Origin of the sequence: Streptococcus sp. A22 (genome assembly GCF_043674215.1) — a bacterium.
Lineage (GTDB): Bacteria > Bacillota > Bacilli > Lactobacillales > Streptococcaceae > Streptococcus > Streptococcus suis_V.
The window spans coordinates 1-13541 of sequence record NZ_JBIMJQ010000038.1 but is presented as its reverse complement, the minus strand read 5'-3'; the positions used below and the strand labels follow the sequence as shown (position 1 = coordinate 13541).

9 protein-coding genes and 1 pseudogene are annotated in these 13541 nt (G+C 42.4%); 9 read left to right on the top strand and 1 reads right to left on the bottom strand.

Going from position 1 to position 13541, the window contains the following annotated elements; genetic code table 11:
* Positions 1-90 precede the first annotated feature (90 nt).
* The 9 genes from ACHBHN_RS10700 to ACHBHN_RS10660 all read left to right on the top strand — a co-directional run bounded on the left by ACHBHN_RS10700 (position 91) and on the right by ACHBHN_RS10660 (position 12502).
* Complete coding sequence (locus ACHBHN_RS10700; protein ID WP_394734089.1) at positions 91-1581, top strand: DUF445 family protein; 1491 nt, start codon at positions 91-93, stop codon at positions 1579-1581.
* 562 nt (positions 1582-2143) lie between these two features.
* Positions 2144-3397, top strand: a complete 1254-nt coding sequence (secY2, locus tag ACHBHN_RS10695) for an accessory Sec system protein translocase subunit SecY2 (protein WP_394734087.1) — start codon at positions 2144-2146, stop codon at positions 3395-3397.
* Positions 3398-3407: 10 nt separating this feature from the next.
* Positions 3408-4979, top strand: a complete 1572-nt coding sequence (asp1, locus tag ACHBHN_RS10690) for an accessory Sec system protein Asp1 (protein WP_394734085.1) — start codon at positions 3408-3410, stop codon at positions 4977-4979.
* A gap of 4 nt (positions 4980-4983) precedes the next feature.
* Positions 4984-6558: an accessory Sec system protein Asp2 gene (gene asp2, locus ACHBHN_RS10685; RefSeq protein ID WP_394734083.1), complete on the top strand. Its 1575-nt coding sequence runs from the start codon at positions 4984-4986 to the stop codon at positions 6556-6558.
* Entirely contained in the window at positions 6558-7100 is a 543-nt protein-coding gene (gene asp3, locus ACHBHN_RS10680; protein WP_394733301.1) for an accessory Sec system protein Asp3, read from the top strand. Before asp2 ends, asp3 begins: the two co-directional genes overlap by 1 nt.
* A 13-nt stretch (positions 7101-7113) precedes the next feature.
* The gene (gene secA2, locus ACHBHN_RS10675; protein WP_394733300.1) at positions 7114-9492 is read left to right on the top strand and encodes an accessory Sec system translocase SecA2; all 2379 of its coding nucleotides are present in this window, start codon (positions 7114-7116) and stop codon (positions 9490-9492) included.
* 15 nt (positions 9493-9507) lie between these two features.
* Positions 9508-11007: an accessory Sec system glycosyltransferase GtfA gene (gene gtfA, locus ACHBHN_RS10670; RefSeq protein WP_105122158.1), complete on the top strand. Its 1500-nt coding sequence runs from the start codon at positions 9508-9510 to the stop codon at positions 11005-11007.
* A 1-nt stretch (position 11008) separates the two neighbouring features.
* Positions 11009-12334 (top strand): accessory Sec system glycosylation chaperone GtfB, encoded by a 1326-nt coding sequence (gene gtfB / locus ACHBHN_RS10665; protein ID WP_394733298.1) that lies wholly within the window; start codon positions 11009-11011, stop codon positions 12332-12334.
* Positions 12335-12502: a hypothetical protein gene (locus ACHBHN_RS10660; protein ID WP_172095958.1), complete on the top strand. Its 168-nt coding sequence runs from the start codon at positions 12335-12337 to the stop codon at positions 12500-12502.
* A 174-nt stretch (positions 12503-12676) separates the two neighbouring features.
* On the opposite strand, the pseudogene ACHBHN_RS10655 reads toward ACHBHN_RS10660, so the two are convergent.
* Positions 12677-12841: pseudogene (locus ACHBHN_RS10655) on the bottom strand (ISL3 family transposase); the annotation flags it as partial.
* Between the last annotated feature and the right edge of the window lie 700 nt (positions 12842-13541).

Below are 13541 nucleotides of genomic sequence, written 5' to 3'. Positions count from 1 at the left end.
GAGTCAGTATCAGAATCTGTATCTGAATCAGTAAGCGAGTCAGTTTCAGAATCAGTTTCTGAGTCAGTATCAGAGTCCGTATCTGAATCAATTTCTGAATCAGTTTCTGAGTCCGTTTCTGAATCAATCTCAGAATCTGTATCTGAGTCAGTATCTGAATCAGTATCAGAGTCAATCAGCGAATCAGTATCAGAGTCAGTTTCTGAGTCAGTATCAGAATCAATTTCTGAATCAGTATCAGAGTCAGTATCAGAATCAATTTCTGAATCAGTATCAGAGTCAATCTCTGAGTCCGTTTCTGAATCAATCTCAGAATCTGTATCTGAGTCAATCTCTGAGTCAGTATCTGAATCAGTATCAGAGTCAGTTTCTGAGTCAGTATCAGAATCAATTTCTGAATCAGTTTCTGAGTCCGTTTCTGAATCAATCTCAGAATCAGTATCAGAGTCAATCTCTGAGTCAGTATCAGAATCTGTATCTGAATCAGTATCAGAGTCAATCAGCGAATCAGTATCAGAGTCAGTTTCTGAGTCAGTATCAGAATCAATTTCTGAATCAGTTTCTGAGTCAGTGTCTGAATCAGTTTCAGAATCAGTATCAGAATCCGTTTCAGAGTCAATCTCTGAGTCCGTTTCTGAATCAATCTCAGAATCTGTATCTGAGTCAATCTCTGAGTCAGTATCTGAATCAGTATCAGAGTCAGTTTCTGAGTCAGTATCAGAATCAATTTCTGAATCAGTATCAGAGTCAGTATCAGAATCAATTTCTGAATCAGTATCAGAGTCAATCTCTGAGTCCGTTTCTGAATCAATCTCAGAATCTGTATCAGAGTCAATCTCTGAGTCAGTATCAGAATCAGTTTCTGAGTCAGTATCAGAATCAATTTCTGAATCAGTTTCTGAGTCAGTGTCTGAATCAGTTTCAGAATCAGTATCAGAATCCGTTTCAGAGTCAATCTCTGAGTCCGTTTCTGAATCAATCTCAGAATCTGTATCTGAGTCAATCTCTGAGTCAGTATCTGAATCAGTATCAGAGTCAGTTTCTGAGTCAGTATCAGAATCAATTTCTGAATCAGTATCAGAGTCAGTATCAGAATCAATTTCTGAATCAGTATCAGAGTCAATCTCTGAGTCCGTTTCTGAATCAATCTCAGAATCTGTATCAGAGTCAATCTCTGAGTCAGTATCAGAATCAATTTCTGAGTCTGTATCTGAATCAGTAAGCGAATCAGTTTCAGAATCCATTTCCGAGTCAAGTGTAGAAGTTCACTCTAATGGTCCAGGTTTAGTAAATCCACCACTACCTCCAATAGATATCGAATCAGTTTCAGAATCAATATCAGAGTCGGTCTCTGAATCCATTTCTGAATCTGTATCCGAGTCAATCAGTGAATCAGTACCTGAGTCAGTATCTGAATCAGTATCTGAATCAACTCCTTCACAGGATTCACAGCTTCCTCGTAAGTCAGCAGTATTGCCAAGTACAGGTGAGGAGTCGTCATCTTGGGCAGGATTGCTTGGAGCAGGCCTCTTGTTTGGTGCTTTGTACAAACGTCGCAAAAAAGACGAAGAAGAAAAGTAATTAAAGCTAGAAGTCAAAAAGAAAAGTAGCTAGCAAATGCCAGCTACTTTCTTTGTATCAAGTTATGATTTAAATATGGAAAAACCGATAATCAGTTGAATAATAGACAAAGAAACAGTACACTAATAGATAAGTAATAGAACGGCTAGCAGTTTTTATGGAAAAAGCTGGCGCATAAGATTTTTTAGATTCATTTAACCTAAAAATAGTAGCCTCAAAAAAGGAAAAATATGTGCCAACTAGCTATATTTTCCGTAGGAAAATTGAAAATGTATTCATTAAAAAAACTTAGTGTTTTCACAGTCTTTTTATTGACTTAGCCTAGCAATAGTGCTAAAATTGGGAGACTCTTTTGGACATATTTAAAACTAGTAAGACATGAGCAAAAAACGCAGTTAAAAAAATGATTTTTTAACACTTTTCTTGAAACAGCGAATAAGAATGAACAAGTCATACTAGTTGAATCGAAGCTGCCCTTTAACGAGGGCGACTTCGATTTATCATATGTGGGGATAAATAAGGTCTTATCCCTAGATATGATAAGGAATAGGAAGTTTATATTATGAAAAATATATGGAGAAACTATCGTTCTTCTAATCTAGCTAACCGTCTGACCTGGATGATTGGCATCGTATTTGTCTATATGTTGGGGAAATATATCCCAATCGCAACCCTTCCTGTTGCAGGCATTGAAGCGGGTGCATATAAATTAGATAGTGCCTTGGAGAACTTGGCCATGGTAACAGGTGGTCAGTTTTCGACCCTGAATCTATTTTCTCTCGGGCTGAGTCCTTGGATGACAGGGATGATCTTGTGGCGTTTTTTGACGCTCTTTAAGACAATTAAAGGTTTAACTGCCCAACAAAGCCATCGCTACCGCATGTTACTGATGTTTATTGTAGCCTTGATCCAGTCCATTGGGATTAGTTCCCTATCAGAGTACTATCAGTTTAGTCAGTTTGGTGACTATTCACTCCCAATCGTAAGGGGAATTACAATGGTAGTGATGATTGCCGGTAGTTTTGTCCTCATGTGGTTGGCAAATGTGAATGGCCGTAAGGGCTTAGGAGGTCCATCGGTTATTATTGTCTCCAACATGATTTTAACCTTTATCATCAATATCATCCGGTATTTTTCAGAAAATCGATTGGGAAGCCTCGAATTTTTGTTGACGATTGCGGTGATTGCATTAATCGCTTCTGCCTTGATTTGGATTACAGTTGTCATCTATCGAGCAGAGTATCGGATTCCGATTCGACGGATAATGATTATCAGTGCATTTGCCGAATCTACCTATATCCCAATTCGGGTGACGCCGGCAGGAGGGATGCCTTTCATGTATGCGATGACGTTGATGTCCTTGCCACCAATTCTGATTTCAGCTCTGTTACAGATTTTTCCAGAAAATCCTATTTTGAAGGAGCTGGTTGGGAAGGTGAGTATTTCAGAATTACTCGGGATTCTGGTGTATATCTTCTTGCTCTTCATCTTAGCTATTGGTTTTGCCTACTTCAATATAGACCCGACTGAAGTCGCGGAAAATATGCAGAAAAGTGGGGACTATATCGAGAATGTTCGTCCAGGAGAGGCAACTCGGAAGTACATTTCCTTCTATCTAAATCGTTTAACCTTGGTTGGTGCGATCTATACCTGCTTGATGGGAGGTGTGCCCTTGATCCTGGTGTGGAGCCAGCAAGGGCAAATCAGTATCGCACTGTTGATCAACAATATTTATATTGTCACTACCCTTTTGTTGGGCATAGTGGAACAGGTTCGTATTCTTCGTTCATGGAGAGAATACGACGAGATTATTTAAAGGAGTTACTATGTTTTATTTTGTCCCATCCTGGTATCAAGGAAATCGTAAGTGGTATATGGAAGCCCCATTATGGTTTCGTGCCATTGAAAATATGACCTTTGACGATGCAGTGAATCAATTGAAGACCTTCCAGGCTGCGGGCGAAGAAACGATGATGCTCTTGTTGGGGTACCAACCTCATTTGCGCTATTTTTTGCACCGTCAAGATATTCTTTCAACCCCTTACTGGTCCTTCTTTGACGAGATTCAAAATATCCAAAGTAAAAATACCAAGGTGCTCCAGGTAACTGATTTGACTTGGCCACAGGGGGCACGTTTTGTCTATACTCCCTTTGCCTTGTTGGTCAAAATTGGGGATGAACGGATTGCGGAAGTACATTTTGCTGAAAGCGGCAATCTCTTGAAAGTGGAATACTTTAAGGAGAATGAAGTCACCTACCACTACCTGTTCGACGATCGTGGATTTTTATCGAGTATCCTTTATTTTTCAGATGGGAAGCCTAGCCATCAGGATTATCTGAATGAAAAAGGGGTCTGGCAGGTTCGTGAGCACTTGACAAAAGCTTCCAATCTCATTACCATCAACCCACGTGCAGATCAGGAATTCTTCCAGCTGGCTTATGAGAGCTGGGATGATTTGATTTTAGAGAAGTTATTCTTCTTCAAACGTCTGCGTATGACAGAACAAGACTACTTGGTTATTGCAGTCCATGAGCAACACAATCGCCTCTTGTTGGACGCTTTTGAACAACAGAAAAAAGTGTTGTCCTTTAGTGGTGACCGCTACAGTCTCCAAGAGGGCAGTGACTTAAAGCGTCTTGCTCAAGAAGGTGATGTCCTGGTAGTGGATTCGGAGAAAAACAAGCTGGCCCTTGAGTACAGTTTGGCCCAGCTGGGAACCCCTGCTCACCATGTCAGCAAGGTGACGCCGTTTGATACACGTTTGCGTTTAGGACGCAGTCAGACGGTCAAGGAATTGATTATTTACTGGCAGATAGACGGCGCAAGCCGTGAAGACTATTTACAAACCCTGCATGTTTTATTGCAGTTAATGGAAGAAAATCCCTTGATTGAATTGGATATTGTCAGCTATGAACGTGCACGCAATATGAAGGCTTTGGAAAGTGAAATGATTGCTCTTCTGCAGGAAAAATACACACTTGCTCGGTTCATGAAAGTATCGGAAGAGGCTGGTGAAAACCAATTGGAAGAGGATCAAGAGATGACCTTGTCCAGCATTCGCTTCCATACCTTTACCAATGAAAATCAGATTATTCGCCAATTAGATACGACTCGATTGGTATTGGATTTGGGACAGGTTCCGCATCTTTATACTCAGATTGCTAGTATTAGCGCCGGAATCCCACAAGTCAATCGCCAAGCTTCAGAGTATGTAACGCATGGGGAAAATGGTTGGATTGTGACGGGAATTAAAGACCTAACAGAAGCAGTCGCTTATTACTTTGATGGTCTGACAAACTGGAATAGGTCCCTTGTTTCAACTGTTCAAAAAATGGGGGATTACACTAGCGGTCGCATTATTGATCAATGGAAAGAATTATTAGAAAATAAAGGCTAACAGAATGAAAATTTTACAGATAGGAAGCCAAGATTGGTCGAAAGGAAAGGAGCTTCCAGAAGACCTGGAATGGCTTTATACGAGTGCAGAAGGCATTACAGACCTTCTCCAAGAGTTAAACGATGCAGCTTTGGCAAAAATTCCTGCTGAAAAATTAGCAGAAATGGGAGAAAATCCCAAGGTACCACTTTACTTTACAGGAATCCTAGTGACTGACTCTTTGTCGGAAAAGCAACTTGAACCTTTGATGAATAACATCGAAGCTTACGCTGTCTTTATGACAGAAAATGTGGAGGTCTTTGATATAGCTCCGACTGGTTTTTACCGCAGAAAGGTGATGTCTTACCTACCTATACAGGGAAGCCAGGAAGAGTTGATCGCTTTTCTCCATATGAACCTTTTTTCAGGACAATATGGGGCTAAGTTAAAGATCCCTGAGATTGATGTTAATCCCAACTTTACAGGTCAAGTTGATTATGAGGGCAATGTCGGTGTTACGTTTACAGGTGATTTTGGGGAGGATTTTCAACCCCTAATGACATTTCGTTATAACTTGGGGACCTTTCCCACGTCTCTTGAAATCTGGTTGGAATACATAAAAAATGGAGACTGTGAACTTCGTCTAGAGTTGGATCTGATCCGTAAGGGATCTTTAGCGGATGTTTTTGAGCAACAGATTTTGAGTGAAGAAGAAATGAAAGAACCTTATGTTCTAGCACGACATCCAGAGGTTGGTTTCTATAGTGTGTCTGTTTCTGCCAGAGGGACAGGATCTATCAAGACTGGTGTACTCCATTGGCGTTATTCGCGTTCTGGACTTGGTCGTTTTATCTTAGGGGGGAAGCGTCATTCGGATGCCAAGCGCCAAGAAATTTTTCATTACTTTAACCCTGGAGATATGAAACCACCTTTGAATGTTTATTTCTCTGGTTTTCGTGGAGCGGAAGGATTTGAAGGTTTCTTCATGATGAAACGCTTGGGAGCTCCCTTTCTACTCATAGCCGATCCACGTTTGGAGGGAGGATGCTTCTATTCTGGAACAGATGAATTAGAAGGTCATTTACAATCTGCGATTCAAGAAGCTTTGGATTATTTGGGATTTGATTCGAACCAACTTATTCTTTCCGGTCTATCAATGGGAGCATTTGGTGGCTTGTACTATGCGTCTCATTTTAATCCCCATGCTGTTATCGTCGGGAAGCCGTTTACAAACTTAGGAGAGACTGTTTCTAATTTGAAGTTGAAGCGTCCCGGTGAGTTTGAAACCAGTGGTGACATGATTCGGAATGTGGTCGGTGGAGCTGATTCTGCCTCAGTTGAAGCCTTTAACCAACGATTCTGGGATAAATTTGGCGAATCAGATTTTCATACGACTCAATTTGCGATTGCGTATATGGAGCAGGATGACTATGATGGCCATGCTATGGAACGCCTGATTGATTATTTGGCGGATAAGGATGTCCATATTTTCTGTAAGGGGTATGAAGGCCGACACAACGACAATAGTCGTGCCATCAACCGTTGGTTTATGGCTCAGTACCATAAGATTCTAAAAAATGATTTTGGAAGGGACATGTAATGGTAGAAGCATTAGTGCAAAAATTACTCTGGACAGGAGTAACCCCAGGAGTAAACTACCTGTACGGTTCAATGATCCAGATACAGGAAGACTCAATTTTTTTTGAGAATCTTCATTTTTCACCAGGTAAACCCATTAAAACTTGGCGGTCTCGGACTAACTACCAGGCCAATCGTTCTTGTCCAGAACTCCCCTTGCTCTATCCAGGAGTTACCTATCGCCTAGAGCAAAAGGTCACCATCACGCCTGAACAGACCGCCTATTTTCAAATTCAATATTTCAATCGCCAGAATGAGGAAATCCAACGGGATATCCTCAGAAATGGGCAAGAAGAATTTACCTTTCCTAAAGATGCCTTCACCTATCGGATTTCTCTAATGAGTGCAGGTTGTCGGCAGGTGGAATTCTTCCATATTGCGATTTATGGACCTGAAAATAGCGCCAAGCCTTTGATAGAAAGAAATCAGGTCAGTAGTTACACATCAGGTCAGGAACCTGAGGAACTAAGATTGGTGAGCCGCTTGATTCACCAAAAAGGATAAAGGAATAGCAACCATGCAATACAAGACTTCTTTGCTGAATCAGATTCGGTTGAGAAAGATTAAAAAATTAACCAGACAGATTAATGCTCTGTCCGATACCTATGAAGGGATGACCGATCAAGACTTGGCGAATCAAACAAGTCTCTTTAAGGCGCGCTTGGAAGCAGGTGAGGACCTAGACGATATGCTGGTAGAAGCGTTTGCGGTTTGTAGGGAAGCCTGTTACCGTGTCCTAGGTCAATTTCCTTATGATGTGCAGGTGATGGGGGGAATTGCCCTCCATCAAGGGACCATTGCGGAGATGAAGACTGGTGAGGGAAAAACCCTGACGGCGACAATGCCCCTATACCTCAATGCCTTATCAGGAAAAGGCGCGATTTTGGTCACCACCAATGAGTATCTTGCCAAGCGGGATGCTCTGGAAATGGGGCAGGTATATGAGTTTCTCGGCCTAACTGTTGGTCTTGGTGTCTATGATGATGACCAAGAAGGGGATGCAGAGACCAAACGAATGGTCTATGGATCCGATATTACCTATGTAACAGGTGCTGGTCTGGGTTTTGATTACCTGTCTGATAACCTTGCTTCTTCAAAGAGCGAGAAGTTTCTACGTGACTTTAACTATGTTATTATTGATGAGGCGGATGCGGTCTTGCTAGATAGCGCCCAAACTCCTCTCATCATCTCAGGGACCCCTCGAGTTCAATCCAATATGTACGATATCTGCGATCAGTTTGTACTAACTTTGGGCGAAGAGGAGTTTTACTTTGACCCAGATAAAAAGGAAGTCTATTTGACGGACAAGGGCAATGACTATGCGGAACACTATTTCGCAGAAGAGAGTATTTACAATGCAGACAACTGGGAGCTTAATCGCCATATCAACCTAGCCTTACGGGCCCACTATCTCTACAAGAAAAATCATGATTATGTGGTACAGGATGATGAGGTCAAGCTCTTGGACAATCGAACAGGACGTGTGTTAGAAGGCACCCGTCTACAATCTGGTATTCACCAAGCCTTGGAAACCAAGGAAAATGTGAAGAAAACCAAAGAAAGTCGTGCCATGGGCTCAGTTACCTATCAAAGCCTCTTCAACATGTTCCCTAAACTTGCAGGAATGACAGGTACAGGACACCAGGCAGAGGATGAATTGATTTCGACTTATAAGGTTCCAGTTATCTCCATTCCGACCAATGTGCCGATTCAACGAATCGATTATCCAGATAAAATTTATACCACTCTTCCAGAAAAATTGTATGCAACGATGGAGCTGGTTAAGGAGCTGCATGCCAAGGGACAACCTGTGCTGTTGATTTCTGGAACTGTGGAAATCACCCAAATTTATTCGCAACTGCTCTTGCAAGAAGGGATTGCCCATTCGACGCTGACAGCCAATAACGTGGCAAAAGAAGCCTTGATTATCAAAGAGGCTGGTCAGTTGGGAACGGTGACTTGTGCGACTATCATGGCCGGCCGTGGGACTGATATTAAGTTGGGAACAGGTGTGGAACAATTGGGTGGTTTGGCAGTTGTTGGAACCGAGCGGATGGCCAATAGTCGGATGGACTGGCAGTTGCGCGGTCGAGCAGGCCGTCAAGGTGAACCAGGCATGTCTCAGTTCTTTGTCTCCTTGGAAGATGAATTGTTGACCAACTATGGTCCGGAATGGGTCAAAAAATACTTTAAAAAGCATAATCGTGAAGATCGTAGAAATTATGGTCGAGCTTTGACAGGTCGCCGCTTCCATGCGGCTATTCATCAAGCTCAAGAAAAGAGTGAGGATAATGCTGTCAGTGCTCGTCAATCAACTATTCGCTTTGATGAAAGCCTGCGAGTCCAGCGCCAGAAGATTTATGGCTTGCGGGACCGCTTGATTCTTGATGATGAGAACTTGGCGGAAAATGTCCGCCAGATTATGGAAGAAGTAATCGATTCCTATTTGGCCGAGAACAAGGAGCGAACACGCCATCAGCTACGCCGCTATATCTTGGACAACTATAGCTATGCTTTCAGGTATTTCCCAAGAGCTTTAGACTTGGACGATGACCAGGACGTTAAGAACTATTTGTTAAAATTGGTGGAAGAAGAAGTGGCTAAAAAAGGGCTGCTTTTGCAGTCAGAAGAAGCTTTGTCAGAGTTCTATCGTCTGTCTGTTTTGAAGGCAATTGATGAGTGCTGGGTCGAAGAAGTTGACAGTCTCCAACAATTGAAGGGGGTTGTCACAACACGATCTACAGCCCAGAGGGATGGGATGTCCGAATACTACCAAGAATCCCTACGTTCCTACAAACAGATGTCTGATTTTGTCAAACAGAAAATCGCTCGAAATGTTATGCTCAGTACCATAGAGCAATCGAAAGATGGAAAACATTCTATTTATTTTGTATAAGAAAAGGAACAGAAGATGACCATTTATAATGTCAACCGTGGAATTGGTTGGGCCAGCAGCGGAGTAGAGTATGCCCAAGCCTATCGGGCCAGCATTTTTAGAAAGATTGGCCAAGATAGTAAATTTATTTTTACAGATATGTTTCAAGGAGAAAACCTGGCTCATTTTACAGCCAATATTGGCTTTGAAGACCAGGAAATTATCTGGCTCTATGGCTTTTTTACCGATGTCAAGATCGCAGCGACAACCTATCCTTTGATGGAGTTTGAAGCCAGTCTAGATTCTGATTTTGTCAAGGTTTCACAGAGCCCTGAATCTGTCAAATACCAGCATAAAGACAAGGACTTGGTCATCTTGGTGTTTACACGGAAAAATCATCCAGACTATGTGCAAAAGGTAGAGTTTCTTTCCAAAGGGAAGCTGATTCGCAAGGACTACTATAGCTATACCAAGATGTTTTCGGAATACTATGCTCCAGTGGATAATGCACCTGTTTTAAATGTGCGGGTATTTTTCAACGAAGATGGTTCTATCGCCTATGAAGAAAACTGTTCTGGTGACCAGAGTATCTTCCGTTTTCCTGATGCTATCCTTTGTACAAAAGAGGAGTTGATTGGTCGCATGTTGGACCGATTGGCTCTGACAAAAGAGGACATTATCTTGATTGATCGTGCTACTGGGACAGGTCAGGCGATTCTGCGCCACCGAGGAGAGGCCCGTGTGGCAGTCGTGATTCATGCAGAGCATTACAATATGAATTCTGTGACGGAAGAAACCATTCTTTGGAATAACTATTACGAATATCAGTTTTCGAATGCGGATAAGATTGATGCCTTTATTACCTCAACCAAGGCGCAAGCGGAAACGCTGGCGGCCCAATTTGAGACCTATACGCCTTTCCGTCCGAAAATTTTTACTTTACCAGTTGGTAGTTTGGATGAATTGCGCCAGCCCGAAGGGGACCGTCGTCCTTTCTCTTTGGTGACCTGTTCGCGACTGGCTAGTGAGAAACACATTGATTGGTTGGTGGATGCGGTGATTCAGGCCCAAAAACATTTGCCAGACCTTCAGTTTGATATTTATGGTGAGGGCGGGCAACGTAGCCGCTTGGAAGCCATGATCAAAGAACACGATGCTTCCTCTTTTATTCGCTTGATGGGGCACCATGATTTAACAGAGGTTTATAAACACTACCAAGCCTACTTGGCAGGTTCGACCTCAGAAGGTTTTGGTTTGACCTTGATGGAAGCCATTGGTTCTGGCCTGCCGATTATTGGCTTGGATGTTCCTTATGGCAACCAAACCTTTGTGCAGGATGGACGAAATGGCAGCTTGATCAGTCGTTTGGACGTTGATGATCCAACTGTCTATGGCCGACTCTTTGCCGAAAAACTGCTGGACCTATTCCAATCAGGTCAGCTGGAAGACTGGCAGGCGGCATCCTATGACCGTGCTAAGGAATTTCTGACGGTCGAATTGGAAAAAGCGTGGTTGCGCTTTATTGAGGAGGTTTAAAATGATTCAATTATATGATAGCTTCCATCAGGCCAGTAAGGATCTGTATTATTCACTGACTCAGGCAGGTTTCCAAGGTCCTGTCGTTGTCATTAATGATGATGGTTTTCTACCAGAAGGTGTGACCTCTGCCTATTCATACTATTGCCAAATGGAGACAGGTCAGGGGTGCTCGCTTTATTTCAACCAACTCCAAGTCCCTCCTTTTTGGGAAATTACAGGGACCAATGGTGAAGGGGAAGTCTGGGATTACAGCCAACGGAAGGCAAAGATTTTTTATGCCGAACCCAAGCACCTCCGTCGCATCAAAAATGTTGACTGGTTTGGACCAAATGAAAAGGTACGTTTTACAGACCACTACAATCGCTTTGGTTGGTTGTTTGCACGAACCTACTTTAATGCCGAGCAGAAGGTGACTAGCCGTATTTATTTCAATCAGGCCAAACAAGAGATCTTGGTTGAGAATTTCATGACGGGTGACATTCAGTTAAACTGGCAGGGAAAAGTGTATTTCTTTGACAATCGTGTGGAATTGTTCCGTCATTATTTTGCGGAAATGGGCTGGGAATTGTCAGAGATTTGGTACAACTCTTTATCGACTCCTTTTTTCCTCTCCTACAACAGTCCAGAAGCAGGTCAAGATATCCTCTTTTGGCAGGAAGGTATCCAGGAGGACATTCCAGGAAACATGAAAGTCATGTTGAATTCTTCCCACGTTCGTACACAACGTGTTTTGGTGCAGCAGCGTCAGGTTTATCAGAAGATGATGGATATTTTGCCGGAGGAACAAAAGGCCAAGATTGCTTACCTAGGTTATATCTATCCATGTTTGCGTCAGAACGCTGGACGAAAGGAAATCCTTATCCTTACTAACTCAGATCAAATTGAGAAATTAGAGGAGCTAACTCAAGCACTACCAGACTTCCACTTCCATATTGGCGCATTGACAGAAATGTCTCAACGATTGATGGCTTTTGAAGCAAAGTCAAATGTTACCCTCTATCCAAATATTTCACAGAAACAGCTACAACGGTTGTTCCAAGAATGCGATATCTACCTTGATATCAATCATAGTGGAGAAGTAATGGATGCGGTTCGCAAGGCCTTTGAGCAAAATATGGTGATTTTGGCCTTTGAGCAAACCATTCATAACCGTGATCTGATTCCAGCTTCCCACCGCTTTGATGCCAGCCAGCCAACTGACATGGTGATGGCCTTGGCAGGCTTTGCATCATCTTATCCACAGATGGTGGCCTTGCAGCGTGAAGAAACAAGCAATGAATCTGTTACTGGATACCAACAGTTACTTGGGAAGGAGGAGCGCTAAATGACAGAGAAACGCAATCCTTTATTGGATGAAGCGATTGAGAAACAAATCAAGGAAGCTCGCTATGTTGAGCCTAAGAAAAACAAGCAGAGACGGAATTATTTTTACCTGACCATCATTTTCCTTGTGACCTTGGCAGTTATTTTCTCCCTCCTTCGTTACTTATAGAAATTCTTGCCTACAAGCCAATTGAAATCTTGAAAATTGCATGAAAATGTGAGAAAATATGTCAAATAAGAATGTGGGGGAAGAGCCATGCGAGATGATATACTCTTGAATGACCGAGCGGCTGCTCTTGCTGACCAATTGGTCCCGGTTTTAGGGTATTTTGGATGGTTTTTAGAAGTCGTACTTGGCCATCTGCCCTTGGTAATGTTGGCGTATGGGAGCAGGGCAATCCAGCTTAGCTATGACCACTTTGCGGCTCCTGGCATCCACAATCTCCAAAATAATGATATTAGGGTCTTTAATTCCGAGTAGTTGTGTGATAAAATTGAATTGTTCCATATGAGTCTCTCTAAATGATAGTTTTTTCGCTTTTCATTATAGGTCATATGGGGCTTTTTTCTACACTCTAAAAGGCTCGATAATCTCTACAGTGGATTTACCCACTACAGTCTCATAGAGCCTGTTTGTCTTTTTCTGTGTACGACGGGCATGTCGTACATCTGAGGTGGAAGTCCTCCGTTGGCACCCGCTACAGGTGAACCCAATAGCGACTCCCAAGCCTGACTATCGTGAGGTAGCGGATTAAAACGGTCTGGGGAGAGACCGTTTTAATTCTGACGCTAGAAACCAAGATCGTCAGAGGAAGGGATAGTGAAATTGTGGAACTACGAACAGAAACGTGATACGAAGGCGTATATAGCGTACAAGGTGGCTCAGAAAACTAAAATACAAAAAGGTAGTCGTAACCTAAATGCGTAATTCACGAGTGTAATTGAACTCGGACTAAGGTCCTCATATCTTGTGTAAACGAGGAAAAATGTACGACTTATCCCGTGAGGTCTCATGGTCGTCAATAAGATGTAGTAACAACGAATCATGAGAAGTACCCTCGCCTATTGTTGTTATCAACTTATTCTTCGTTGAACAATCTTTATTTAATCACTTCTATGTAACTTTTTTTCATCCCGCGTTGTAAAATGAAGTGCAACAAAAAAGACATGTTCGTCTGATATACTAGAATTCCCCAACTCAGTATAGA